Annotated in this window: 25 protein-coding genes and 9 tRNA genes; 4 read left to right on the forward strand and 30 right to left on the reverse strand. The window is 48.5% G+C overall.

What is annotated here, in order from left to right; all coding sequences use genetic code 11:
* Positions 1-250: 250 nt before the first annotated feature.
* The 9 genes from ADS79_RS33405 to ADS79_RS33450 all read right to left on the reverse strand — a co-directional run bounded on the left by ADS79_RS33405 (position 251) and on the right by ADS79_RS33450 (position 1407).
* A tRNA-Pro gene (locus ADS79_RS33405) sits at positions 251-327 on the reverse strand.
* Positions 328-414: 87 nt separating this feature from the next.
* Positions 415-488 (reverse strand) — tRNA-Arg (locus ADS79_RS33410).
* Positions 489-621: 133 nt separating this feature from the next.
* A tRNA-Leu gene (locus ADS79_RS33420) sits at positions 622-708 on the reverse strand.
* 22 nt (positions 709-730) lie between these two features.
* A tRNA-Lys gene (locus ADS79_RS33425) sits at positions 731-806 on the reverse strand.
* Positions 807-849: 43 nt separating this feature from the next.
* Positions 850-926 (reverse strand) — tRNA-Asp (locus ADS79_RS33430).
* Positions 927-931: 5 nt separating this feature from the next.
* Positions 932-1008 (reverse strand) — tRNA-Met (locus tag ADS79_RS33435).
* A gap of 29 nt (positions 1009-1037) precedes the next feature.
* Positions 1038-1113 (reverse strand) — tRNA-Val (locus ADS79_RS33440).
* Positions 1114-1225: 112 nt separating this feature from the next.
* Positions 1226-1302: transfer RNA gene (locus ADS79_RS33445), tRNA-Glu, on the reverse strand.
* A gap of 12 nt (positions 1303-1314) precedes the next feature.
* Positions 1315-1407, reverse strand: a tRNA-Ser gene (locus ADS79_RS33450).
* Between the two features lie 434 nt (positions 1408-1841).
* On the opposite strand from ADS79_RS33450, the gene ADS79_RS33455 reads away from it, so the two are divergent.
* Positions 1842-2261 carry a GNAT family N-acetyltransferase gene (locus ADS79_RS33455; RefSeq protein ID WP_049742815.1) on the forward strand — a complete coding sequence of 140 codons (420 nt, stop codon included), beginning with the start codon at positions 1842-1844 and terminating at the stop codon, positions 2259-2261.
* Positions 2262-2316: 55 nt separating this feature from the next.
* On the opposite strand, the gene ADS79_RS33460 is transcribed toward ADS79_RS33455, so the two are convergent.
* From ADS79_RS33460 to ADS79_RS33490, 7 genes are all read right to left on the reverse strand, one after another.
* Positions 2317-3081, reverse strand: coding sequence for a type III pantothenate kinase (locus ADS79_RS33460; protein WP_049742816.1), 765 nt, complete (start codon positions 3079-3081; stop codon positions 2317-2319).
* A gap of 12 nt (positions 3082-3093) precedes the next feature.
* A complete protein-coding gene (gene nadC / locus ADS79_RS33465; protein ID WP_049742817.1) occupies positions 3094-3942 on the reverse strand; it encodes a carboxylating nicotinate-nucleotide diphosphorylase in 849 nt (282 codons plus the stop codon).
* A complete protein-coding gene (gene nadB / locus ADS79_RS33470) occupies positions 3929-5551 on the reverse strand; it encodes an L-aspartate oxidase (RefSeq protein ID WP_049742818.1) in 1623 nt (540 codons plus the stop codon). The genes nadC and nadB overlap by 14 nt, the downstream gene beginning before the upstream one ends.
* A gap of 139 nt (positions 5552-5690) precedes the next feature.
* A complete protein-coding gene (locus tag ADS79_RS33475) occupies positions 5691-6116 on the reverse strand; it encodes a Fur family transcriptional regulator (RefSeq protein ID WP_049742819.1) in 426 nt (141 codons plus the stop codon).
* 38 nt (positions 6117-6154) lie between these two features.
* Positions 6155-6994, reverse strand: a complete 840-nt coding sequence (locus ADS79_RS33480; RefSeq protein WP_049742820.1) for a metal ABC transporter permease — start codon at positions 6992-6994, stop codon at positions 6155-6157.
* A 33-nt stretch (positions 6995-7027) separates the two neighbouring features.
* Positions 7028-7798, reverse strand: a complete 771-nt coding sequence (locus ADS79_RS33485) for a metal ABC transporter ATP-binding protein (protein WP_049742821.1) — start codon at positions 7796-7798, stop codon at positions 7028-7030.
* A gap of 150 nt (positions 7799-7948) precedes the next feature.
* Positions 7949-8926: a metal ABC transporter substrate-binding protein gene (locus tag ADS79_RS33490; RefSeq protein WP_049742822.1), complete on the reverse strand. Its 978-nt coding sequence runs from the start codon at positions 8924-8926 to the stop codon at positions 7949-7951.
* A 193-nt stretch (positions 8927-9119) separates the two neighbouring features.
* Between ADS79_RS33490 and ADS79_RS33495 the strand changes: the two genes are divergently transcribed.
* From ADS79_RS33495 to ADS79_RS33505, 3 genes are all read left to right on the forward strand, one after another.
* The gene (locus ADS79_RS33495; protein ID WP_049742910.1) at positions 9120-9608 is read left to right on the forward strand and encodes a PCYCGC motif-containing (lipo)protein; all 489 of its coding nucleotides are present in this window, start codon (positions 9120-9122) and stop codon (positions 9606-9608) included.
* Between the two features lie 150 nt (positions 9609-9758).
* Positions 9759-10094, forward strand: coding sequence for a PadR family transcriptional regulator (locus ADS79_RS33500; RefSeq protein ID WP_049742823.1), 336 nt, complete (start codon positions 9759-9761; stop codon positions 10092-10094).
* Complete coding sequence (locus ADS79_RS33505; protein WP_049742824.1) at positions 10091-11380, forward strand: FtsW/RodA/SpoVE family cell cycle protein; 1290 nt, start codon at positions 10091-10093, stop codon at positions 11378-11380. The genes ADS79_RS33500 and ADS79_RS33505 overlap by 4 nt, the downstream gene beginning before the upstream one ends.
* An 81-nt stretch (positions 11381-11461) precedes the next feature.
* Here ADS79_RS33505 and nadA read toward each other — a convergent pair whose 3' ends face one another.
* The 14 genes from nadA to yabP all read right to left on the reverse strand — a co-directional run bounded on the left by nadA (position 11462) and on the right by yabP (position 24776).
* A complete protein-coding gene (gene nadA / locus ADS79_RS33510; protein ID WP_049742825.1) occupies positions 11462-12406 on the reverse strand; it encodes a quinolinate synthase NadA in 945 nt (314 codons plus the stop codon).
* A 130-nt stretch (positions 12407-12536) separates the two neighbouring features.
* Complete coding sequence (locus ADS79_RS33515; protein ID WP_049742826.1) at positions 12537-13397, reverse strand: Cof-type HAD-IIB family hydrolase; 861 nt, start codon at positions 13395-13397, stop codon at positions 12537-12539.
* 73 nt (positions 13398-13470) lie between these two features.
* Positions 13471-15453: an ATP-dependent zinc metalloprotease FtsH gene (ftsH, locus tag ADS79_RS33520; RefSeq protein WP_049742827.1), complete on the reverse strand. Its 1983-nt coding sequence runs from the start codon at positions 15451-15453 to the stop codon at positions 13471-13473.
* A gap of 69 nt (positions 15454-15522) precedes the next feature.
* Complete coding sequence (gene hpt, locus ADS79_RS33525; protein ID WP_049742828.1) at positions 15523-16062, reverse strand: hypoxanthine phosphoribosyltransferase; 540 nt, start codon at positions 16060-16062, stop codon at positions 15523-15525.
* Positions 16059-17486, reverse strand: coding sequence for a tRNA lysidine(34) synthetase TilS (tilS, locus tag ADS79_RS33530; RefSeq protein ID WP_049742829.1), 1428 nt, complete (start codon positions 17484-17486; stop codon positions 16059-16061). The genes hpt and tilS overlap by 4 nt, the downstream gene beginning before the upstream one ends.
* Positions 17458-17910: a threonine/serine exporter family protein gene (locus ADS79_RS33535; protein ID WP_049742830.1), complete on the reverse strand. Its 453-nt coding sequence runs from the start codon at positions 17908-17910 to the stop codon at positions 17458-17460. Before ADS79_RS33535 ends, tilS begins: the two co-directional genes overlap by 29 nt.
* Before the next feature lie 6 nt (positions 17911-17916).
* Entirely contained in the window at positions 17917-18666 is a 750-nt protein-coding gene (locus ADS79_RS33540; RefSeq protein WP_049742831.1) for a threonine/serine exporter family protein, read from the reverse strand.
* Between the two features lie 14 nt (positions 18667-18680).
* Positions 18681-19637 (reverse strand): serine/threonine protein kinase, encoded by a 957-nt coding sequence (locus tag ADS79_RS33545; protein ID WP_236700187.1) that lies wholly within the window; start codon positions 19635-19637, stop codon positions 18681-18683.
* On the reverse strand, positions 19597-20358 hold the full coding sequence (locus tag ADS79_RS33550) for a vWA domain-containing protein (protein WP_049742833.1): 762 nt from the start codon (positions 20356-20358) through the stop codon (positions 19597-19599). The genes ADS79_RS33545 and ADS79_RS33550 overlap by 41 nt, the downstream gene beginning before the upstream one ends.
* Before the next feature lie 64 nt (positions 20359-20422).
* On the reverse strand, positions 20423-22897 hold the full coding sequence (spoIIE, locus tag ADS79_RS33555) for a stage II sporulation protein E (RefSeq protein WP_049742834.1): 2475 nt from the start codon (positions 22895-22897) through the stop codon (positions 20423-20425).
* Positions 22898-23186: 289 nt separating this feature from the next.
* Positions 23187-23552 (reverse strand): S1 RNA-binding domain-containing protein, encoded by a 366-nt coding sequence (locus ADS79_RS33560; protein WP_049742835.1) that lies wholly within the window; start codon positions 23550-23552, stop codon positions 23187-23189.
* A 44-nt stretch (positions 23553-23596) separates the two neighbouring features.
* Positions 23597-23905, reverse strand: coding sequence for a septum formation initiator family protein (locus ADS79_RS33565; protein WP_049742836.1), 309 nt, complete (start codon positions 23903-23905; stop codon positions 23597-23599).
* Between the two features lie 17 nt (positions 23906-23922).
* Entirely contained in the window at positions 23923-24495 is a 573-nt protein-coding gene (gene yabQ, locus ADS79_RS33570) for a spore cortex biosynthesis protein YabQ (RefSeq protein WP_049742837.1), read from the reverse strand.
* Complete coding sequence (yabP, locus tag ADS79_RS33575) at positions 24492-24776, reverse strand: sporulation protein YabP (protein ID WP_049742838.1); 285 nt, start codon at positions 24774-24776, stop codon at positions 24492-24494. Before yabP ends, yabQ begins: the two co-directional genes overlap by 4 nt.
* Positions 24777-24799 lie beyond the last annotated feature (23 nt).

Consider the following 24799-nt stretch of genomic DNA (forward strand, 5'->3'; position numbering starts at 1 on the left):
GGCAAATCATTTAATGATAGACTCATTAACGCTTTCGCTGTTCAGTTTTCAAAGAGCATTTTTAGTTCTGCTAAAACAGCAGGAATTTCATCTTATCACATCCGACACTCATTGTCAAACACTTTTTCGGATGTTTTTTGATCATCCGTTCCTTCCTTTCGGAATTCACAGAACCTAATCCTATCACTTTCACTTCAACATTGTCAACCTCTTTTTTAACTGAGACTAAACAATTTCAAAAGAAAGTTCATGGTCGGGAAGACAGGATTCGAACCTGCGACCCCTTGGTCCCAAGCCAAGTACTCTACCAAGCTGAGCTACTTCCCGATAATAAAATTTGTTTTGGTTGTGGGGCCCCCGAAAAGTACTCGGAATAGGCTACAACGCTCTTCTTCACTTTTTGGGGTGTAGAAGCGTGCCCTGAGAGATTCGAACTCCCGACCTTTTGATTCGTAGTCAAACGCTCTATCCAGCTGAGCTAAGGGCACATGTTATGGAGCGGACGAAGGGTCTCGAACCCTCGACCTTCGCCTTGGCAAGGCGACGCTCTACCAATTGAGCNTTCCCCGAAAAGTACTCGGAATAATACGCTACAAAGCATTACTTCACTTTTTGGGGTAATGGTGCGGTCAAGAGGACTTGAACCTCCACGGTGTTGCCACCACTGGCACCTGAAGCCAGCGCGTCTGCCAATTCCGCCATGACCGCATATTCACTTTAGGTTAAAAACTGGTGAGCCATGAAGGACTCGAACCTTCGACCCTCTGATTAAAAGTCAGATGCTCTACCAACTGAGCTAATGGCTCGTGCTATGTTGTATCCCGCCATTTCGAACCAGTAGGTTAAAAATGGCGGAGCTGACGGGACTCGAACCCGCGACCTCCGGTGTGACAGACCGGCGTGAACTCCAACTTCACCACAGCTCCATATTTGGTTGCGGGAGCAGGATTTGAACCTGCGACCTTCGGGTTATGAGCCCGACGAGCTACCGAGCTGCTCCATCCCGCGACGTTATTATCAACTTATTAGTAAATAAGTGGTGGAGGCTGACGGGATCGAACCGCCGACCCTCTGCTTGTAAGGCAGATGCTCTCCCAGCTGAGCTAAGCCTCCAAATGCCCCAAAAAGTGAAGTGCAGCGTTGCAGCAACACCGAGTACTTTTCGGGGACCCCAACAACTGAAAGATAAAGAAATCATTAGCTTCACTTTGTAGGGTTTTTTATATGGTGACCCGTAGGGGATTCGAACCCCTGTATGACAGCGTGAAAGGCTGCTGTGTTAAACCGCTTCACCAACGGGCCATGTAAGTGGTATGGCGGATGGAGTGGGATTTGAACCCACGAGACGGGTCGACCCCGCCTACACGATTTCCAATCGTGCTCCTTCGGCCGCTCGGACATCCATCCACAATCTATACAAAGTGGATCGAGTTGATCCAACTTATTGTTGCCTTCCAGATCTCAAATGTTATCACGTTTTCTTTTCAAAAGCAAGAGCTTTTTTAAATCTGTTTAAAAAGTTCATCGTGATAAAACTTCTCTGCTAGGCACAATAGCCATTGTATCCTCTCAAGTATCTGCTGTCAACGAAAAGATGATAAAAAAACCATACCTTTTTTACACGGCCTTAATAGCCACGAAATTATCATTACCAATGGTCCCGATAAATACCCGTGATTCTTTCCCTTACAAGTGCTCTTTTCCAGGATTATTCTCTTATCTAACCGCATATGGACTAACAAGGCAGACAAACATGGACTCCGCTAAAGGAGGTGATCCAGATCATTCTTGCCAGATCACCTAAACGCTATGATGATTAGCATAGGAAAGGAAGTGTTCTTATGACTCTTATCCGTAAAGCCACTCCACAAGACTCTACAGCCGTCTGTCGAATCGATGCCATGATTCTCGGCAATACAAGCCGCTCCACCGAGCTATGTACTGCCATCGCAGCTGGTCAATGCTACGTCGCTTCTTTTGATATGGATGTCATCGGTTTCGCTATTATGAATCAATCCTTTTTTAATCAAAGTTTTGTCTCACTAATCATGGTTCACCCACAGTATCAAAAGCACGGTGTTGGCGCCGATCTCCTTTTATATTTGGAATCGATCTGCCCCACCGACAAACTGTTTACCTCCACCAATCTCTCCAACAAGCGAATGCAGCGGCTTTGTAACAAGCTGGGCTATGATTACAGCGGAACAATTACGCATCTCGACCAGGCCGATCCGGAATTATTTTATTGCAAAACGGTCTAGAAAGTCCAAAAATAGCCGGAGCATATCGCGCCCCGGCTGTTTTTCATTTCAATCCCTATTGATTCCGCTCGTAGATCAAGCGAAGCCCTTTTAACGTAAGAATCGAATCAACCACATGGATACACTCGGTTTCATCGGAAACGATCGATGCCAATCCCCCGGTGGCTACTACCGTTGGTTTGGTCCCGAATTCGGCAATGATCCTGCGTACGATCCCCTCCACTTGCCCCACAAACCCATAGTAAATCCCCGACTGCATAGCAGTAGTGGTGTTTCGACCTACGACGCTGGCAGGCTTCGCAATCTCGATTCGTGGCAGCTTGTCTGCACGGCTGAACAACGCTTCCGTGGATATCCCGATCCCCGGCGCAATCGCTCCACCCAAGTATTGCCCCCGCTCATCTACATAGCAAAAGGTAGTCGCAGTCCCGAAATCCACAACGATCACAGGTGTCCCGTAATGATGGATAGCCGCAACCGAATTGACAATCCGGTCAGACCCTACTTCGCGGGGATATTCGTATTTAATATTCAGCCCCGTTTTGATACCTGGTCCGACAATCAGCGGTTTTTGCTGAAGATATTTGACACACGTCCGCTCAATCGTATCGTTTAACGGCGGCACTACTGAGGAAATGATGATCCCGCTCACCTGATCAAGCGACAGCTCAACACTGTCAAAAAGACTTTTTACTAGCATGCCATACTCGTCTTCCGTCTTTTGGCGATCGGTTGCAAACCGCCAATGATGCCGCAGTAAATCACGCTCATACAAACCCATGACCACGTTGGAATTGCCGATATCGATCACCAGTAACATAACAATGGCTCCTTACCGTTTCCGCGTATTCAAATCTAGACTGATATCAAACGCCTTCACCGAGTGCGTCAAGGCTCCAACGGAAATAATATCGACACCGGTTCTGGCAATCGCCCCAATCGTGTCCAGGTTCACCCCACCAGACGCTTCGACCAAAGCACGTCCGTCGATGAGCTGTACCGCTTCCACCATTTGCTCATTCGACATGTTGTCCAGCATAATGATATCCGCCCCAGCATCGAGCGCTTCTTGTACTTGCCCTAGTGACTCTGCCTCGACCTCAATGGTCATCGTGTGTGGAATGGCTGCACGAGCTGCCGCGACAGCCTGCGCAATACCACCGGCGCCTTTGATATGATTGTCCTTGATCATGACCGCGTCATACAAGGCGAATCGATGGTTATAGCCTCCACCGACGCGAACGGCGTACTTTTCCAAAAAGCGCAGTCCTGGTGTAGTTTTACGCGTATCGACGACCCGCGCATTTGTACCAGCTACCGCAGCCGTATACTCGCCCGTTTTCGTTGCAATGGCAGAAAGGCGTTGCAGCAAATTCAGTGCAAGACGCTCCCCGCTCAAAATGGAGCGAACCGAACCGCTCACCTCGGCGATTTGGTCGCCAACCTCTACACGCGTCCCCTCTTCCACTTTAGCTGTAAATACCAGATCAGGGTCCACCGTCCCGAACACCTGCTGGGCAATCGGCAATCCAGCTACAATCCCCGTCTCCTTGGCATACAAAATCCCGATTCCCTGTTCCGTCTCGGGGATCGTACTCATCGTGGTAACATCGCCAAAACCTACGTCCTCGTGCAGCCATTCCTCGATTTTTCGTCCCAACTCGCGCTTATTCCACATCATCCTGGTCACTCTCCTCCTGAACCCCTTCGTTCATTGCTTGTATCAAGTGCTTTCGCCAGATTAAATCGTCCTTGTTAGGGAAATCAATGCGGTAATGCCCACCCCGGCTTTCCTCGCGCATCAGTGCCGCTTTGGTTGTGAGCACCGCAGCATTTAACAAATTGAGGAATTCAAACGCCTCTTTTTCATCATTTTGAAAATGATAATACTGCTCCATCCGCTCCAGCTCTGCCAGAGCTTTGGTCAGCCCTTTTTCATGGCGTTTTACACTGACATGTCGGAGCATCAGCTTTTGCAGCTTGATTCGTTGCTGACGCGTATTAAATCTGCGAGGCTCGCGTCGTTCGGAAGTCACGGAAAGCTCATGAATGACCGGATGCTCTGGCAGCTCCTTGATTCGCTCCGAGATCCGATGCCCAAACACTACAGCTTCTGACAACGAATTGCTCGCCAATCGGTTCGCACCGTGTACACCCGTGCACGAAGCCTCACCGCAGGCAAACAGACGTTTCGTCGAGGTTTCGCCATGCAGATCCGTCTGGACTCCGCCCATGATGTAATGACAGGCAGGTGCTACGGGTATCCAGTCCGTCACCATGTCCAGGCCGTATTGCAGGCAAAAGTTATAAATCGTTGGAAAGCGATGCTTAATCAATTCCTCGGATTCATGCGTAATATCCAAATACACAAACGAGGCATTCGTCTGTTCCATCTCCGAAACGATCGCCCGCGCTACGATATCGCGAGGAGCCAGCTCCTTTTGCGGATGGTATTTTTCCATAAATCGCTCGCCATTACTATTCCGCAGAATGGCCCCTTCCCCGCGAACCGCCTCAGAAATAAGAAACCGCGGTGCTCCCGGATAGTAGAGCGCCGTAGGGTGAAACTGAATAAACTCAACATCCTTGATCCGCGCCCCAGCTCGATAGGCGATCCCGATTCCATCTGCTGTGGCAATATCCGGATTCGTCGTGTAGCGATAAAGCTGACCGGCTCCCCCTGTTGCGAGCACAGTCGCTTTTGCCTCCAGAAAAAACAGTTCTCCACCTGGCTTCTGTACGATCACTCCTACAGACTCGCCATCTTGCGTGATGACATCTATTGCAAAATGATGCTCCAGCACGTGAATGTTGGGCTGCTCCTTGACCCGAGCAGACAGGGCACGTACGATTTCTGCCCCTGTCGCATCCCCATTCGCATGCAAAATACGCCGCTTACTGTGCGCTCCCTCTTGGGTCAGCTCGTAGCGGCCTTGTTCATCTCGGTCAAATTCTGTTCCATATGCAATCAGTTCTTTCAAGCGGTCTGGACCTTCATGCACCAGTACTTCCACTGCCGAAAACGAGCTCAGACCCGCTCCAGCAATCAACGTATCTTGGCGATGAAGCGCAGGCGAATCCGACTTTGCCGTCACGGCCGCGATTCCACCTTGTGCCCAGCGCGTATTGCTATCATCCAATCCCTTTTTGCTAATTAATACGACATCAGCATATTCGCTTGTTTGCAGCGCCGTATACAAGCCGGCGATGCCTGCTCCAATGACGGCCACATCGGTTTTCATTCGCGGCAGAGCTTGCAAATCAAAGTCCACAATATAGCGGGGAATCATAAGTGTCCCTTCTCTCCATGTATTAAAAGGTTCAAGAAAAAACGGATGATTTCCCACTCATTATAGCAAATCAAAGCTGGAAGAAAACGAAAAAAGAGCATCTGCCAAAACAGATACTCCCTTTTGAAAAAACGTTCATTTAGTTTGTATGAGAAACGCAATCTTTGCATGTTCCATATACTTCGAATTTGTGGCCAGTCACCTCGAAATCATCAGGTACCGCAGCCATGATGTTCATTGGACAGCCTGGCAGCGACGAGGTTTTTCCACACTCCGTACAGATGACATGGTGATGATGATGACCGTCTGCCGAACAGGCCAATCGGAATTTACCTTCGCCATCCAGCTCCGTTTCCTCCAAGATCCCCAGCTCAACAAAAGTGGAGATGTTGCGATAAACGGTATCAAAACTGAGTGTAGGATACAGCTCCTTGATTCGCTCCATAATATCCTTGGCTGAGAGATATCGCTTTTCTGCGGCGCAGATGCGAATCATCTCCTCCCGCTTGCCGGTATATTTGAATCCATTGTCCTTCAATATTTGTAGCGCTTCTTCTACTTTCATCGACAAACACTCCTTCCTTTTGTCTTATCCAGATGATCTTATCGCAAAAGAACCCGTAGCTTTTTGGCCCCTAACACGACAAGCAAAATCAATACTGCCATCAATACAATTGTACCACCAGATGCCCAGTCCAGTAGATAGGCAAAATATAAACCACTTAATACCGAGATTTCGGCAAAAAGAATGGAGAAAAAGATCGTCTGGCGAAAGCTTCCCGCAATTTGCAAGCTAGCGGCAACCGGGAGCGTAATCAGTGCCGAGATCAAGAGTACACCGACAATGCGCATGGAAGCGGCAATCGTCAATGCTACCAATACCATAAACCATAAGTTGATGGAACGTCTAGCCACTCCTGACACCCGAGCGAACTCTTCGTCAAAGGAAACGGCAAACAATTCTTTGTAAATCAGTATAACTGTACCTAAAACAACTACTGCTACACCGACCAGTGCATACAGGTCTTCGATGGAGACCGTCACAATTTTACCAAATAAGTACGAGTACAAGTCGGCATTGAATCCATCCGCAACACTGATCAATACGGTGAAAAGCCCCAAGCCAGTCGACAATATAATCGGAATCGCCAAGTCCTGGTAAGCCTTGTACACCTTGCGCAGGCGCTCAATAAACAGCGAGCCTACTACAGCAAATAGCATGCCGAAGAACAACGGATTCACTGCCGAGAATAAAGCTACCTTCTTGGATACCAGCATCCCCGCCGCTACCCCGGAAAGCGTCACGTGCGACAAACCATCTGCCATCATGGACAAACGACGCACAATGAGAAATGTCCCGAGTACCGGACAAATGAGTCCAATTAAAATCCCTGAAAACAGGGTATACCGCAAAAAATCATACTGCCACCAATCAGCAAGCATGGTCATACTCCCTCTTTTAACGTGTTTACGGGCTTAGTGATGATGAGACAACAGCTTCATCGAGCCCCCGTACATGCTTTCCAAAATCTTTTCCTGGTTATGCTCAAAGTCATGTGCGGTTCCATGGAAGTGAATTTTCTTCTGCACACAGGCAACCTTGTTCACCCACTGGGTCATCACACCGACATCATGGCTGACAATCATCATCGTCAATCCATTTTCTTCCTTCAAAGAGCGCAGCAAGCCGTAAAACTGCTCGATCGATTCCTGATCGACACCCACAGTCGGCTCATCCAAAATCAACAGCTCCGGCTCAGCCACCAGGGCACGCGCAATAAATACACGCTGCAGCTGACCACCAGACAGGCTGCCAATCCGCTGATCGAGCTTTGCTGTTAAGCCCACTCGCTCTACGGCATTCTTCACACTCTCGTGATGACGAGCAGTCAATCTGCGAAACAGCCCTACCTTGCCGACGAGACCCGAAGCCACGACCTCGCGCACTGTCGCAGGGAATCCGCCCGCACCATGTGCCACCTGCTGTGCGACGTAACCAATGCGGTTCCACTCCCGGAATCTGGCTAAAGGCTGTCCAAAAAGCTCTACAGTTCCTTTGGTTGGCGACAGCAAGCCGAGAATCAGCTTCATCAAGGTGGACTTCCCTGATCCATTCGGACCGACGATGCCCACAAAATCCCCACGCTCCAGCGTGAAGCCGACCTCATCAAGAACTACTTTGTCTTCATATTGAAAGGAAACTCCTGTGAGCTTGACGACAGGCATTCCTTGCGTTATCCGTTCCATGAATCAATCATTCCTTAAATCGGATTTGTTCTGATTTGATTTCATCCTACTACGATTTGCAACCAATCACAAGCCTATCTTGGGCAAAAAACACTTGGCGGCGATAAAAGAATGCCGCTCCTACTGAAGCGACATTCCTCTTTCGTTACTTTATTTTAATGCTGTCCGCAATGTTTCCAGATTATCACGCATAATCGACAAATAATCGCGATTTGCCTTGATGTCGTCCTGTGTCAAACCTTCCAACGGATTGAGTGTAGCTGTTTTCACTCCCGCTTCTTTGGCAATCACCTCAGCTACTTTTGGCGATACCAATGTCTCAAACAGGACGTAGGAAATGTTGTGCTCTTTGACATGCTCCACCAGGTTTTTCAACTGCGATGGAGATGGCTCATCGGCAGGATTTACTCCAGAAATCGCTACCTGTAAAAGTCCATAACGACTTGCCAAATATCCGAAGGCACTATGCGACACCATAAATTCTTTTTTGGATGTTTGGGTGACCATGTCTTTGAAATCTTTATCCAGCTGATCAAGATCGCTTGCGAGCTGTTCATAGTTCTTTTCATAATCGGCAGCGTGCGCTTGGTCTTTTTGCACCAGCGTTGTTTTAATTTTTTCTGCCTGTGCCTTTAGCTTGGTTGGGTCGAGCCACACGTGCGGATCGAATTCACCGTGGTCATGATCATGCGCCTCCTCGGCGTGCTCTTCGGCTTTCCCCTCTTCCTCGTGCTCATGGGCAGCTGCATGCAGCAAATCCATACCTTCTGTAGCATTGACGATGACGGTCTTGTTCTTGTCTAGATTCCCGACCGCCTTATCTACCCACACTTCTAAGCCGCTTCCATTGAATGCAAATATGTCAGCGCCAGCGAGTGCTACCATGTCTTTAGCGGTTGGCTCATAATCATGCGGCTCCACCCCTGCTGGAACGAGATTGGTCACGTCAATATGATCGCCGCCAATGCGCTTGGCTGCATACTCCAATGGATAAATCGTCGTATACACTTTTGGTTTTGCCGCGGTTTGACCGTTCGCTTGTGGCGTACTCGCTGCCTCTTTTGCTCCGCAGCCTGCCAAGCTCACCGCTGTCACTAAACTTATCATAGCCAAAAGGCTCTTTTTCATCTCTGGTCTCCTCCTACCCTAATTCAAAATCATTCCGATTTACATCGATCTCGTTTTTCATTATACGGACAGGTGCCCAAAAAGTAAATAGGATTTATTCCGATTTAATTGGAATATGTAAACTGGCTTTGGCATAGCTACACATTTCCTCCATAGGATTGTGATAATATAGGGGGTAGGGGGTATGTCCACAATGAAACGTAAATCATGGTTAGCCATTAGTATCGTCACCGCATCCCTTCTCACTGGTTGTGGCGCTACCGATAATGCCAGCAATGAACATGATCACACACAGCACGCCGCAAACGGTGATCTACAGGAGAAGACGGCTTCGATCGATCAGCTACCCAAATTTCTGGATAATCAGGACCCAGTCATCATCGAGTCCTACAAAATTGCTGGCGCCAATCGTGAATTGCTTACATCCATTCCTTGCTACTGCGGATGTGGAGAGAGTGCCGGACATCAGCACAACGGCAACTGCTTCATCAAAGAAGAGTTGTCCGATGGCGCCATCGTTTGGGACGATCATGGCACCCGCTGCGGAGTTTGTATGGAGATCGCTGTCATTTCCTCCAAGCTAAAACAAGCAGGGAAAACACCATTAGAGATTCGCAACTACATAGATAACACCTACAAAGAAGGCTATGGCAAACCGACACCTACACCTATGCCTTCGTAAACTCTCAGTCACTCTTAGAAAGGCTTCCGGTAATCGAATCGGGAGCTTTTTTTCGTATTGAAGCCAATATGCTTGTCAAACGATGCCATTTTGTTTTAGAATCATACCTAGATATTCTATGTATCGGATTTCTATGTATAGGAGGTCGCTATGAAAATTAACAAGGAATTGATGAAGGGCAGCACGGTCATCCTGATTTTGACCCTGCTGGAGCAAAAGCCGATGTACGGTTACGAGATGAGCAAGGCTATGGAGAAGAGCTCGAATGGGGTCCTCTCGCTCAAGGAAGGAACGCTCTATCCGATCCTCCACACGCTGGAATCAGACGGAATGGTCCATTCGTATTGGAGTGAGGGCGACGGGGAAAGGAAGCGGAAATACTACGAGATTACCCCAGAAGGCAAAAAACAGCTGCAGGATAAAAAACAGGAGTGGGTCACTTTTCGTACAGCCGTAGATCATGTACTGGGGGGCGGACAGGCATGAAGACAAAGGAAAAGATCAACCATTACATACAGCTTGTCTGTAAACAAATCCGCAATAAAGAAGTACATCCCTCGATTACGCTTGAACTGGAGAATCATATTGCCGACAAAATCGAAGACTTTCGCTCCATAGGGATGGGGGAAAAAGAATCAGTAGAAAAAGCGATAGCAGCCATGGGAGATCCCACTACATTAGGACGCCAGCTTCATCAGGCACATAAGCCTCGCATGGAGTGGGGAATATTTGGACTTGCAGCCGCTTTGATTGGGTTTGGACTGTTTTCCATGTATTCGATCAACATCTCCCGAGATGAAGGTGGGCTGCTTGAACGACAGCTGATCGGGGTGCTGCTTGGAAGCGTGGCTTTCATCGCGATCCTCTTTGCTGATTACACCAAACTCAAACGATACAGTAAGCATCTGTATCTTCTGACTCTGCTGCTTATGCTGTATACATGGCTAACAGGTACTGCTGTGAATGGGGAGCCCCAATTCATGCTTGGAAGCTCGCGTATCAATATTTTTGCCATCGCCCCGTTCCTTCTTATTGTGTCACTCGCAGGTATCTTATCCGAATGGAACTGGAAAGCACTATACTCTTTTATGAAAATCGTTGCTATTTTTGCTCTACCTCTACTCGTGCTGCTAGGAGGAAATAACACCTTTTCGCTCCTGTTGTATCTCGTTGGGTCTCTTGTGCTCATCCTCACTTCCAAGGCATACCGACGAATCATTCTATCTTTTTTAGCTATTTCGATTCCTATCGTTGCAAGCTTGTTTTATTTTTCTATGAGCCATCACCACTGGGAGAGACTTCACAGCTTTCTTGACCCTTATGCCGATCCAAACGGCAGAGGATACGTACTCGTACAATCCATGAAGGCTCTATCCTCCGCAGGACTCTGGGGCAATGGCTTCGGCTCACCCCTGGATGCACTCCCTGATATCGAATCTGACTTCATCTTCACCTATTTGGTGTACAGCTTTGGCTTGGTAGCCGGGGCGGCACTGGTGCTGATCGGAGTCATCCTGTTTGCCCGTCTGCTTCGCGCGACAAAACTGGTAAAGGACCGTTACGGCTTCCTGCTTCTGTCTGGCTGGATGGCCCTCTTTTTCACTCCGTTTTTCTGGAGTATTTTCATGACCATCGGACTTGTGCCACCTACCTCCGCTACCTTGCCATTCGTCAGCAACGGAATCGTGCACCTCGTCCTGCAAATGGCACTGATTGGGCTGGTTCTCAATGTTTATCGCCGCAAGGATATCATGCAGCTAACCAAACAATAGAGATATCGCATACAAAAAGGGAGTGGAGCCTGCAAGCGGCTCTACTCCCTGCTTTTTTCTATAGATGAACCTGTTACTTATTTACGCCGGAGCAACTTCCAGCATGCGCTCCAAAGAAGCACGCGCAGCATCTGCCACATCTTTTGGAACAAAAATCTCTGGCTTCATATTTTCCAGTGCTTCTACACATTTTTTCAGGTTGTTTACCTTCATGTTCGGGCAAACGAGATACTTGGAAGCAAAAATAAACTTTTTATCCGGGCTGTCTTTTTCCAGCATATAACGGGTGCCATCCTCAGTACCGATGATAAATTCCTTGTGGGACGATTCACGGCAGTATTTGAGGATTCCTGTCGTAGAACCGACATAATCGGCCAAAGAAACAACCTCAGGACGACACTCCGGATGCACGACAACGACGGCTTCCGGGTGCTGCTGCTTCAACGTCATGATGTCTTCTACAGACAGCTGGTCATGCGTATTGCAGTAGCCTTCCCAAATAATCATTTTCTTGTCTGTAAACTGCGAGACATAATGGCCCAGGTTTTTATCCGGGACCCAAATGATCTCATCGCTGTCTACAGACTCGATCACCTGCTTCGCGTTGGACGACGTACAGCAGATGTAGGTCTCTGCTTTGACATCAGCAGAAGTATTGATATAAGCCACTACCTTCGCATTTGGATGCTGTGCTTTCAGCTTGCGAAGACCCTCCACATTCACCATGTCGGCCATCGGACAGCCTGCTCGTTCATCAGGGATGATTACTGTCTTTTGGGGATTGAGAATTTTTGCACTTTCTCCCATGAAATGAACTCCACAGAACAAAATCACATCTGCATCGGTTTCTTTCGCCTTTTGAGCCAAGCCAAAAGAGTCCCCGATAAAGTCAGCTACTTCCTGAATCTCTGGACGTTGATAAAAGTGAGCAAGAATAATGGCGTTTCTCTCTTTCTTCAGCTGCATCAGCCGTTCACGTAACTCAGCGTTTCGCTGGGCTTTTTTTTCTAACGCTAAAGCGTCCATGGAAAAAATCCCCCTACGGTGGTGTCATAATTTACGGTCATTGTAAGCTGATTACCTAGCCTTGTCAATGTATCGGGTATGCCTATACAAAAAACCGACCTTCTCCAGATCGGTTTTTACATGCTTATTCTTATTTGCCGATGATGTGTTCACGAATAAATGTAGCGACACCGTCTTCATTATGGTGTGGAGCGATATATTTCGCCAGCTGTTTGATTTCCTCGGACGCATTTTCCATCGCCACTGAATACCCGGCCCCAGTCAACGCTTCCCTATCGTTTTCTGCATCACCAAAAGCCATGACCTTCTCGGGCTCTACGTCCCACTTGTCGCAAAAATAACGCAGACCCTCCCATTTGGAAACGCCCTGTGGGATGACCTCGATGTTGTTGCTTCCCGAAGAAGTGATGGTCGCACGTGTACTCCACGGTTCCAGCTCCTGGCGAACCCACTCCAATTTTTCCGGATTGCTGTGCCAGATAAAGATTTTTACGATCTCACTTTCTCCGGAGTTCACCTTCTCCACCATTTCTGCCAAGGGAACGATACGAGCCAGCTTGTAAAAAGCAAATCTACGCATGAGCATGCCTTCGACCGAGATATCTTCCTCTATCAGCTTTTCCAGTCGATCACGGTCTTCTTTCACCATCAAGCGACTACTAGCTGTATCGTGCAGCTCGTAGTATATCGGCTCCGCTCTCAGCTTATCAAGCATATCCATTACGATATCCTTTGGCAGCGAAATACGCTGAACCAACGTCCCGTCTGCCTCGTACAATGTTGCTCCATTACTGCACACATACCCGTCAAAAGGAAAGGAATCGATAGGGATTTGTGCCGATCCATACGTTCTGCCTGTAGACAAAACCAGTTTACAGCCCTGCTCTCTTAGTTGACGACACGCTTCCTTGGTAACCTCTGTCATTTGTGAGTCCTTGTTTAACAAGGTTCCATCCATATCAAAAGCAGCCAAGCCCGGTGTGAGTAGCATTCGTTCTCCCCCTCGTTCTCCTTTTTTGTATCAATATCATTCATGTGAAAAAAAGGAGCACCTGAGGCGCCCCTTATTGTTTCGGTTCTTCTTTTGTATCTTCTTGCTTTTGTTCCGTTCCTTGTTCTTGAACGGTCTCTTGAACTGCATCTTCTTGAACTGGTTCTTGTTTCGACAAAATGTTGACTACCACATCTTTTGTCTCGAGTGGGTCATTTGTCATTTCACCAGTTTCGATGAGTTGTTTGATTTGTTCTGCATCCAACGTCTCTACACGAAGCAGAGTGTTGGCAATCAGATCGAGCTTGTCACGATGTGTAGTCAACAGATCTGTACACTTCGTGTAGCACTCGTTAATAATATTACGCATTTCCTGATCAATCTCGTAAGCGATCTGATCGGAGTAGTTGCGCTCGTTGCCATAATCGCGACCCAGGAATACCTGTCCCTGGCTCTTACCGAACTGCATCGGACCGAGCTTGCTCATACCGTATTCGGTAATCATGCTGCGAGCGATAGCAGTCGCGCGCTGGAAGTCATTGTGAGCACCGGTACTAATATCACCGAGCACGATTTCTTCAGCAACACGTCCACCCAACAGACCAACGATCTTATCAAGCAGGTCAGTCTTGGTAGCAAAGAAACGGTCTTCTTTTGGCAGCATCACTGTGTATCCACCGGCTTGGCCACGCGGAATGATTGTCACCTTATGTACCATTTCTGCATTTCTCAGGTAGTAGCCGATAATCGTATGACCAGCTTCGTGAAACGCAACCAGGCGTCTTTCGTCTTCGCTAACCACACGAGACTTTTTCGCCGGACCGGCAATTACGCGGTCAATGGCTTCGTCCACTTCCAACATATTAATTTGCTTTTTGTTTTTGCGAGCTGTCAAAAGAGCTGCCTCGTTCAAGAGGTTCTCCAGATCAGCACCTGTGAAGCCCGAAGTACCGCGAGCGATCACATCCAGCTTCACGTCCTCACCAAGTGGCTTGTTGCGGGCATGTACCTTGAGCACCGCTTCACGACCCTTGATGTCAGGGCGATCTACTGTAATTTGACGGTCAAAGCGTCCCGGACGAAGAAGGGCCGGGTCGAGAATGTCAGGTCGGTTTGTCGCAGCCACCATGATGATGCCTTCGTTTCCACCGAAACCGTCCATTTCAACGAGCAACTGGTTGAGAGTTTGCTCACGCTCATCGTGGCCGCCGCCGAGTCCAGCTCCGCGTTGACGACCAACCGCGTCAATCTCGTCAATAAAGATAATGCAAGGTGCATTTTTCTTTGCATTTTCAAACAGGTCACGCACGCGGGATGCACCCACCCCGACGAACATCTCCACAAAGTCAGAACCAGAGATGCTGAAGAACGGAACACCTGCTTCACCGGCAACCGCACGAGCGAGCAAGGTTTTACCTGTACCTGGAGGACCTACAAGCAGGACCCCTTTAGGAATACGGGCACCAACAGCGTTAAATTTGCGCGGGTCTTTCAGGAAGTCAACGACTTCTTCCAGCTCCGCTTTCTCTTCGTCTGCACCCGCTACATCGTCGAATGTAACGCGTTTCTTCTCTTCATTGTAAAGCTTCGCGCGGCTTTTACCGAAGTTCATCACTCGGCTTCCGCCACCCTGGGCATTATTCAAAAGGAAGAAAAACAGAATGAAAATGATGACAAACGGGATGATGGAAGTCAGGAACGTGAGCCAAATGCTATTACCCTCGGCCGGATTGACCTCTACCTTCTTCATTTTTTGTTCATCAATCTTCGCTTCTACCAAAGAGATAATATCAGAGTCATACAAAAACACGTTGGTAAAGAATTTGTTGCTTTCCTGTCCCGGAATTGCCTTGGCTAACGTACCTTCGATGCGGTATGTACCGTTCTCTGGTCGAATAGACAACTCAGTAATGTTGTCGGCCTTCAGCTGTACCCGGAAATCCTGATATGTAAGTTTCCCAACCTTATCAGTACCGGAGAGGATGAAATTCACGATCCCGACCGTGACAAGAAAAATCAGTAGGTAGAACCCGGTATTACGAAAAAAGCGATTCATGCCTTACCTCCTCTCACGAACAGACACTTTTCACATTTTATCATAGTAAGCACAGTCTCCACAACAAACCTACTTCGTGTAGACTTCAGGCTTCAAAACCCCAATGTACGGCAGATTGCGATATTTCTCGGAATAATCCAAGCCATATCCGACAACGAATTCGTCAGGAATATCGTAGCCGCTGTAATCAGGAGACAAATCCACCTTGCGACGCTCTGGCTTGTTCAGGAGAGTCACCACTTTTACAGATGCTGCCTCACGATGGCGCAACAGCTCAAGCAGTCGGCTTAGCGTGAGTCCGCTGTCCATGATATCCTCTACTACCAGTACGTGCCTGTTTTGCACGGAGGCATCCAGATCCTTCAGGATTTTCACCTGGCCAGAAGACTCTGTTCCGCTTCCGTAGCTGGAAACAGCCATGAAGTCCATCTCGCAAGGAATGTCCATGTGACGGATCAGGTCAGCCATAAACACAACTGCACCTTTCAGCACGCAGATGACCAAAGGATTTTTATCCCGATATTCTGCAGCCAGCATCTTGCCCAATTCCTGTACCTTGTCTGCGATTTCTTTCTCTGATAGCAAAATCTTCTCGATGTCTTGATTCATGAAAAAACCTCCCGCCAATCTTCTCCAAACTCTATCCGCACGTGTAGAAAACGCCTGGTCTGTTCACTCACTGGCGCTACGGCGGAACGGCGCACGCCCGGTACCAAAATCACCTCATCGCCCGCCGTTAATAGCGGAAGTTTGTCCCGCCAGACTCTCGGGAATTTGGCATCAATCAGTAAATCCTTCAGCTTTTTTCCATCTGCTGAGCCAAACAGGGTGAGGCGGTCTCCAGGTTTTCGGTTACGCAAATACAGCGCTCCAGGCAAATGATCAGCATCAAATACCGCTTCATTCTTCGGAAGTCGCTCCAAATCCATGGGACCCTCAAGGTAAGTAATATGTACCGTGGCCTTGCTCTCATCGATCCAGGTAGTACCCGGAACGGCGAGTTCGTAACAATACGTATGTATGCGATCTTCCCGCCCACTACAACGAAAAAGAATTCGTCCGTACATCCGGCTGACAACCATCTGCCCGGGCAAATGCAATTCCGCAGAAGGACGACTTCCCCCTAGCATGTGCAAAACGGTCTCCACATGCTGCGAAGACCATTCGGTTTGTTTTGAGAGATAACTTAATATTAGAGTAATCATTCTCCTTTGTAAAGCAACGTCACAAGTTTGAAACTTGTCTTTGTCGATCACAATTGCGTCCTGTTTTGTCTCCATTGTGACCTGCTCCAAATGCTCGCGTGCCAGCTTCACCAGAAAGGCCTCGTCCTGCCCGATTGCCGCTGCTGCTTCTATAATATGCTCGCGGTAGCGATCATTGACCTTCGCCAGTAGCGGCATCACATCCAACCGCAGCAAATTACGCGTGTACTTGCGTGATCGGTTGCTGCTGTCCTCTCGTGGCTCCAGTTCATTTTCCAGACAGTAGGCTTCCAGTTCTTTGCGGGTTTTATGCAGAAGCGGCCGAATCAGTTCCATATTGCTTTCCTCAAGTGGACGCCGCTTCGCCATTCCAGACAACCCATGGAGCCTTGTCCCGCGTACGAAGCGAAAAAGGATCGTCTCTACCTGATCATCGGCATGATGGGCCACTGCCAGCTTGGTCGCATTGTACTTGGTCCCTACTTCTCGATACAAGCGATAGCGAATTTCGCGGCTGGCTTCCTGTCCTCCCAATCCCGTTTGTTCCATATAAGCGGGCACGTCATACTCAAACAGGTGAAAGGTGACGCCGAGCCTTTTGCACAGCTCCTCTGCATACCGTGCATCCTGCTTCGCCTCTTCCCCGCGAAACATATGGTTAACGTGCACAGCATGAAGCTTCCAACCGTAATGATAGTTTTCATTCAGAGTCGCCAAGATATGCAAAAGAGCTGTAGAATCATTTCCACCTGAAACGCCTACAACTACAGCTTCACCTGGAATCAGCAATTTTTCTGATTCAATCTCGTTGCGTACGTCTGCCAGCATGACGTGCTCCTCTCCAAATCGTCAACACAGAAATGCCAAACATCAGTCCAGAAGCGATAGCTCCTGCTACCATCATCGTCTTGGTAGCGAGTGTAATACCCTCTACATAATCATTATTCACAAAGGCCAGCATGGATTTGTAGGCCAATGATCCTGGAACGAGCGGGATAATTCCCGCAACGCTAAAATTAGTAGAAGGGACACGCAAAATGATGGATAGTAACTGGCTTAACAAGGATACAACCGCAGCAGCAACAAAGGTGGACAACAATACCTCCGCACCCAGTGTAGGAAGATAGGAAAAGACCAGAAATCCGATCATCCCCGCCAGTCCCCCTGCAAAGATCGTACGAACTGGAACGTTGAACAGAACACACCACGCGGTTGATGAAATCAGGCTAAGCACCATACCCTGCAGCAACATCCGGGCTCACCTCATAAACCAAAGAATAATAGCTGTAGCGACCGCGACGGAAACAGCTGTCAGCATCGCTTCCACTCCGCGCGAGACTCCCGCAACCAAATCCCCCGCCATCAAATCACGCAACGAGTTGGTAATCGCGATACCAGGGAACATCGGGAGCATCGCACCAATAATAATGATGCTAATGTGCAGCTGTGGAAATATCGTCACAGAAAGTAATGCGAATAATCCTCCCAATAAAGCCGCAGAAAACTCCGTAAAAAACTTCATTCGTACAAACTGTTCCAAATATTCCTGACTCAGGTTGACGATCAGACCTGCCAAAGCGGCCGGAGCAAGATCGTACCAGGTTCCACCAACCAGCATAGAAAAGGAGCCGCTGGCAATCGTGGCTGCAAAGTGCTGCATCCATTTGGGATACAGCGGCTTTTTTTGATCAATTTCACGCAGGGTCAAATACGCTTGCTCCAGATTGATGCCACCACCGACAAATTTTCTGGAAACATCGTTGACCAGTGTAATTTTGTTTAGATTGGTTGTTCTTCTCGGAGTGCGAACCATACGTGTATGGTCCTGCCCCTTGCAGCGAAATGACAAAATGATGCTTGTCGGCGTAGCCGAGCTGTTGACATCATCCATTCCCGCTGCCTGTGCTATCAGCGCCATCGTCTCTTCTGTCCGGTAGGTCTCTCCACCGTTCTTCAAAATAATTGAGCCAGCCAATAAGCATGTATCCATCACCAAATCTGAGGACACGACTGTCACACCCTTCACATGAACCATGCATAATACAAAGTTCCAGCCAAAAGCAGCAAAGAGGCAACAAACAGGCCACTGATTCCTTTGCCCGCGTGTTTGGATGCCTGCTTTGGTTTCTGCATAGCAGCAACAGTCTGCTCTCGCAGAATAGCCAGCAGCTCTGCTCTCATTTCCCCCGCCGTTGCGAACTTTCCGTGAAAGGCCTTTAGAAGAGACACTCGATAGGGGTATAGTCTGTCACTTTTCCGTATTATATCACAGAGCAATGTCGTCTCGCGCGGGTCGCTCAAGCTACTTTTCCACGATTCCTTGTCAACCATAAGTCGCACCATCATGACAGCCGCCGAGAACAGATCATAACCAATTTCTGCACGTCTGTCTCCAGCATGCCAGGCAGCACGATCATACTCTTCGGTGAATTGGCGAACGGCATTGCCCAGCTTGGTAACTCCCCCGAAATCGATCAGACGTACCTGCTTGTCAGACTTTGTCACCATGATATTCTCTGGCTTCAGATCGCCAAATACCCAGCCGTGCTTGTGAAGAATGTCGAGACGGGCGAGCAGTTGGACAATCATCACTGCCACCCACTCAGTCCCAGCCCGCCGTATATAATGGTCCAGCTGCTCCCCATCCAGATATTCCATAGCATAAAACGTACAGGGCTTGCCGTTTAAGACCAGATCATCTACATCACACAGGAGCGGTCCCACTCGGGAATCCCGCCCCTGCTGTACGCTTTTTAGCACGTTTACTTCCATTAAGATATCCATGCCTTCGAGCCCGACTTTAACCGCGCGCATTGCGCCACTCTGAGAGGTTAAATATACAGCCCCGTTCGCACCACGCCCCAGCTCCCTTAGGACGTGATACTTTTTTTTGTTCCATTTGCCCTGAAAATACTTCGGCAAATCAGGGATATTCACTTTAGAAGACATGGTCACGCAAGCTTCCGTTGTGATCGTCATCCTCTTCCATGCTTGCATAGCGGTCAGCTAACGGCTGAGGGAGCTTTACCTGCTCAAACAAAGCAATCGCTTCGACAATGGCTGGACCAGTAGGAGTAATACCGCTCATCGCTAAATCACTGGTGATTTGATGGGCCTGCTCCACTTTTTCTGTCCACGGAATACGAATGTCCAAATATTTATGTTTTCCCGGGAAAGAGCCAACCGCCATTCTGCTCTGTCCGCTTCGCGAATGCAGACTGATGCTAAAATCATGGATCGCCTGTTGAACCGCAGACAGCTTGGGCTTCATGCTTCCTGAGGTATCTACCAGCATAACGACGTTGAGACTGCTTTTTTCGCCCAGCTCATCCACCATCCCCGCAACCTGAACTCTTTTCTCCGGAGCCAGCTCGTCTATCCCGGAATCGCCCAAAATCTCTTTCAATTCTTTATTGACGACTTGGTGAATGGTTCGTGTCATCGCTTTGCGCGTCAGCATCTGTACCGTTTGTGCCAATTGCTGCGGATAGACAATATCACACAGGCCGCCCCCCGCTTCCGCTATATCCCGAATCTCACGTTCTCCCTTTTCACCCAGCTCACTTTTGTCGATGACGCCAATCACATTGACGGTAATACCCTGCTCTCTTGCCAGGGAGGCTGCAGCAACTGGACTCATGCCAGAATTCGAGCAGCCATCGGTTACCACCAAAATTTGTTTAAGTGTCGCTTCTTTCACAAATAATCTCCCCATTCTGCCTGTTTTAGCAACAGTATCGACGGGGAGATCAGAAAACATACTCTTAACTTACAATCCGTGGACGCTCCAGCTTCGGCATACCGTGGACCTGAATGGCTGCCCATTGAGGAACGAATCGGTCGATCCGCGCCACGAGCACGGTCATGTCATCGACGATCTTTCCGGAGTGCTGCCGTATGACCTTCTCCAGCAAAAGATCTGCTACTTCTTGCGGATCATCGGTTTCCAGCTCACTAATAATCCGCTTCATCCACACCTGCCGATTCTCGATGTGCCGTGGAGCCTCGTAGATGCCATCCGACATCATGATAAGCAGATCACCAGGCTTGAGCATCCGGGAGACAACATCTACCTCGATTTCGTCTAAAATGCCTACTGGCAAATTGTTCGCTGTGATCGTAATGACGTCATGACTTCTTTTCACAAAGCTGGGGGTAGAGCCAATTTTAATAAACCGGGTGTGAGCAGTTTGGAGGTCAATCAAAGCTAGGTCAACAGTGGCAAACATCTCCTCTGTCGAGCGCAGGGCGAGCACTGAATTCACCGTTTTGATCGATATTTTTTCGTCCATTCCTGAGCGCAACAGCTGCTGGAGCATATCGAGAGCAGACTGGCTCTCCAGGGAGGCTCGCTCTCCATTTCCCATCCCGTCACTAATCGCCAGGGCCATCTTTCCATTCCCCAAGTCCATCGTGCGGAAGCTGTCACCGGATAACAGCTTGCCGTCCTTGGCAGCACCAGCTACTCCGATATCAATCTCAAACGTTTTGGCAGAGGCGAGGCACATGGTGCAAGAGCCGTCTTTTTGCGCTTCACAATGCCGCTGCCTGACCACGATATTCTCTCCCAGTATTTCCGTCAGCATGGGTGCCACGATCTTGGCACACTCATCCCGTCCATAGCAGGTAGGCTGGCTGATTTCGATATCCACCTTGCCTTCCTCCAAGCTGTGTATGTCAACGCGGCGTACGGAAAGACCCAGCCCCTCCAGCGCCTTCGATACTTGCTTCTCCTGTAAGCTCAGCTCCATGCCCTCCCGTTGGATTTCCCGGGCAAAGTCACTCATGACACGCGAAACCCCTGACAGCTGATCAGCAACGAGCTTGCGGCTTTCCTTTACCTGCTTTTTCAATTGATCAAACGACTGCTGGCGATCGTACTCCTGCTCGATTACAGTCATCACTTTTTCCGTTTTCACGCATTTGCGTTCCCAATCTCGTGGCGGCGTTACGCCAGCAAGCGTACCATTTTCATACACCTTATCCATAAGGAAGCGCATACCTTCGTAGGTAGCCTGCATATCCTTTTCCCAGCACTGTTCTTTTTTCCAGCACTTCTGGCATGTGAATTCAGTTACGCGACTGAGGAAGGCATCTGCCTGCTCCTCGATCTCATCACGATCTGCCGTCAGGGCAAAGCTGTGGGACAACTGCGTGAACAAATCGGAAAACTGCTGGATTTTCCCTGCAGTGACATCACGGACACGACGCATGTATTCCTGATGGGATTGCAGATTTTCGGGTGTCCCGGGAATAAATCGAGCAACCTTTTTCCATAGTGCTGCCGGTGTCAAAATAAAGAGGGCAATCGAAATCGAAGTTTCAACCAATGAGAAGTAAAGCGTCTCTTCTGCACCGCCATAAATCGCAAGGATGGCGGAACCAATCAAAAGCCCTGCGGAAACCCCTACTTTTCCGCCCTCCTTCAGCAGGCCAGCCAAAAGCCCGGAGAAGGCCAGTAAATTAATTTGCAAAAGTGCACTGACATTTGCCAGACTGAGAATAAGACCAGTCACCACGCCAACAGCGGCACCTATCGTGCCACCTCCGACGAAGGCAAAGACAAGGAGCAAATAGCGTGAGAGCACATGCTCCATCGATATTCCCTCTACCATCCAATCAACCGTCCCTGTCATTAAGGAAGCCAGCAAAATGACCAAGGACACGATCTCTTCGTTTTTTAACGGTTCATACGGCTTTGCCAGATGGATGATTGAGAGCGACTGGATGAAAATTAGCGTAAGAACGAACCCAAGTACTGCTTCGACTGCCACCATCACCAGCTCATATGTATTTACCTGGTTGGTCAATGCTGCATAGAGCAAATGACTGATGAATACCGTTACTACAACCAGAATGGGCGTACGGGAGAAATCCTTCCTGCGCGTCCGCTCCATGATCCTGCACACAACGAGCGACAATACCACACTCAGAATGGTTTGGAGACCAACGGGAACGGATTGCGTAAAGGCGCCCAAAATCAGGGCAAATCCTGTTGTTAGAATACAATCACGACGGATATAAAACATGACGATGAAATAAGGTATGACAAAAGGGGTCAGTTCTTCGAGAATTAGCGCACGTCCGAGCAAAAAGCCCATCAATAGCGGGAGAACATTCCATTTCTGTATAGCATCCGCTACCTTTTCTCCCCACGTCCGTGTAGTTGTATCCATTCGTTCAGAAACTTGCCTGGTCCATACCTGCCCGGCTCCAGTCACATTTTTGTTTGCGATCATTTCGTACCACCCCGTTCTTGTTCAATGTGTTTCTCAATTATACGGAGGTGATATTGTAAAATTTGTCAAAAAACCAAATCGTATTCACAGAATCGTGCGACAAATTCATTAACGCATTTGGACAAAAAAAACCGACGTTATGGCGGATAACGTCGGCTGACAGGTGATTCGCGCTTTGCGAAACGGGCTTACGATACGTATTCGTCATTGCTTTCAAATGCCCTTCCTGAATTTGCAGTAAAATACACTTTTCATAAAGAAAGAAAAATCACAATTTTCCGAATTAAACTCACCGACCGCGTCCCTTTTTGTCCCCGCTCTTTTTCAGTGGGGATTGGCGGTCCTCGCTTTCTTTTAAAAAGCGATTTAATTTATCTTCAAAGCCTTCTCCGCGCTCACGTGAGCTTTTCGACGGCCGTTCTTTTTCCTGTGCTTTTTTAATCGACAAACCTATCTTGCCTTCGCGCATATTCAGTATCTTTACGATCACCTTGTCACCGATTTTCAAGAACTGATGAATGTCTTTGACATACACGTCAGATACCTCACTAATGTGGACAAGACCGGTCACATTCCCAGGCAACTCTACAAACGCGCCAAATTTCGTAATACCTGTCACTTTTCCTTCAAGTTTGCTTCCGACCTCGACTCCCATGTATGTGGAAAGCCTCCCTCTCCTCGAAGATCAGATAAGGCAACTTATTCTGGAATCACGTAGATACTCTCGCCCTGCTTGGTGTAGAAAATGCGTTTTCGCGCCAGCTCAGCCAAATACTCCTGGTCATTGAGTCGGCTGGCTTCGTAGCTGAGCTCCTCTTGCTTTTGCTGCAGAGACGCAGCCTCTTGCTTCAATGTATCCAGCTCGGTCTTCTTCTGTGCCAGCACACCACTCTGTACATACAGGGTATAGCCAGTCCAGACGAAGAAGCAGAGGACGAAAAAGAAAAAGAGCCTCATTCTGCGGCGTTGCCCTTTTCGATTTGTTGGCATGGTTTTCACTTTTCTCATAAGTAGGCCACCTCGTTTTACTCCCGCTTTCTCTTTGAGTGAAACCAATTCTTCCAATTGGTCCAAATTCCTGTTGTTTTCCCGAACATTTTTTTCCCCAAAACTTGACCCCATTTGGCAAACGGAGAAATGACAAAACGTGTCACTTTCCACAAAAAGCCTGTGATCGCAAGCAATACGGAATACAAAAATGCCAGCAACATCAGGATCACCCGATAAAGAAACAGCACGGGACGAACAACGAGGGTGTCAATGATTTGTATGATCGTTCGGTATAACCACTGACAGAATTTTATCACGCGGTGTAAAAAATGGATATACTTCTTACTACCTATTAAGAAATACAGCCACGCACCGAAGATCATTCCAAAAAAGATCGGGAAGCGAATGACTCCATCATTCACCTTTAAAAGGATATAAAAAACGGCACCCATGCTTCCCACCCAAAAGAGGATGTCGAAGATAAAAACGAGCCAAAGCGGCAGCCTGCTCTTCCCTTTGAAAACATGGTACGTATCAAATCCAATTCCCATTAATGCTCCACACGTCGACATGGCCAGCACCGTCTGCAGCTGGATAGTGATACTCACTTGAATAACTTGCCGAAGAATCCTCTCGACCGATCCCCGGCCTGCCCTTGCTCCAGATAGGCCATTTCATGAACAAGGCCCTCGATCGCCACTTCTCCGGTTTCCAAACTCAGATTTTTCATATGAAGATTTTGGCCACGTATCGTTAAAAAGCCGCCATCCGTCTCCAAGAGGAACTCTTCGCTGTCAAAGCTTTCGACGTTTTTCACTCCCGAAATCGCCAAGCTGCGTCGATTGATCATGACGATTTCGTGGCGTGGCCGCTTCATGTGGTCATTCATAATTACTCCCCCCTAACGTACCC

It is taken from the genome of Brevibacillus reuszeri, from assembly GCF_001187725.1.
Lineage (GTDB): Bacteria > Bacillota > Bacilli > Brevibacillales > Brevibacillaceae > Brevibacillus > Brevibacillus reuszeri.

Coding starts and splice junctions, on each gene's coding strand:
- ADS79_RS33455 (WP_049742815.1), top strand. CDS start 1,842: ATGACTCTTATCCGTAAAGCCACTCCACAAGACTCTACAGCCGTCTGT.
- ADS79_RS33460 (WP_049742816.1), bottom strand. CDS start 3,081: ATGTTACTGGTGATCGATATCGGCAATTCCAACGTGGTCATGGGTTTG.
- nadC (WP_049742817.1), bottom strand. CDS start 3,942: ATGATGTGGAATAAGCGCGAGTTGGGACGAAAAATCGAGGAATGGCTG.
- nadB (WP_049742818.1), bottom strand. CDS start 5,551: ATGATTCCCCGCTATATTGTGGACTTTGATTTGCAAGCTCTGCCGCGA.
- ADS79_RS33475 (WP_049742819.1), bottom strand. CDS start 6,116: ATGAAAGTAGAAGAAGCGCTACAAATATTGAAGGACAATGGATTCAAA.
- ADS79_RS33480 (WP_049742820.1), bottom strand. CDS start 6,994: ATGCTTGCTGATTGGTGGCAGTATGATTTTTTGCGGTATACCCTGTTT.
- ADS79_RS33485 (WP_049742821.1), bottom strand. CDS start 7,798: ATGGAACGGATAACGCAAGGAATGCCTGTCGTCAAGCTCACAGGAGTT.
- ADS79_RS33490 (WP_049742822.1), bottom strand. CDS start 8,926: ATGAAAAAGAGCCTTTTGGCTATGATAAGTTTAGTGACAGCGGTGAGC.
- ADS79_RS33495 (WP_049742910.1), top strand. CDS start 9,120: ATGAAACGTAAATCATGGTTAGCCATTAGTATCGTCACCGCATCCCTT.
- ADS79_RS33500 (WP_049742823.1), top strand. CDS start 9,759: ATGAAAATTAACAAGGAATTGATGAAGGGCAGCACGGTCATCCTGATT.
- ADS79_RS33505 (WP_049742824.1), top strand. CDS start 10,091: ATGAAGACAAAGGAAAAGATCAACCATTACATACAGCTTGTCTGTAAA.
- nadA (WP_049742825.1), bottom strand. CDS start 12,406: ATGGACGCTTTAGCGTTAGAAAAAAAAGCCCAGCGAAACGCTGAGTTA.
- ADS79_RS33515 (WP_049742826.1), bottom strand. CDS start 13,397: ATGCTACTCACACCGGGCTTGGCTGCTTTTGATATGGATGGAACCTTG.
- ftsH (WP_049742827.1), bottom strand. CDS start 15,453: ATGAATCGCTTTTTTCGTAATACCGGGTTCTACCTACTGATTTTTCTT.
- hpt (WP_049742828.1), bottom strand. CDS start 16,062: ATGAATCAAGACATCGAGAAGATTTTGCTATCAGAGAAAGAAATCGCA.
- tilS (WP_049742829.1), bottom strand. CDS start 17,486: ATGCTGGCAGACGTACGCAACGAGATTGAATCAGAAAAATTGCTGATT.
- ADS79_RS33535 (WP_049742830.1), bottom strand. CDS start 17,910: ATGTTGCTGCAGGGTATGGTGCTTAGCCTGATTTCATCAACCGCGTGG.
- ADS79_RS33545 (WP_236700187.1), bottom strand. CDS start 19,637: ATGACGATCACAACGGAAGCTTGCGTGACCATGTCTTCTAAAGTGAAT.
- spoIIE (WP_049742834.1), bottom strand. CDS start 22,897: ATGATCGCAAACAAAAATGTGACTGGAGCCGGGCAGGTATGGACCAGG.
- ADS79_RS33560 (WP_049742835.1), bottom strand. CDS start 23,552: ATGGGAGTCGAGGTCGGAAGCAAACTTGAAGGAAAAGTGACAGGTATT.
- ADS79_RS33565 (WP_049742836.1), bottom strand. CDS start 23,905: ATGAGAAAAGTGAAAACCATGCCAACAAATCGAAAAGGGCAACGCCGC.
- yabP (WP_049742838.1), bottom strand. CDS start 24,776: ATGAATGACCACATGAAGCGGCCACGCCACGAAATCGTCATGATCAAT.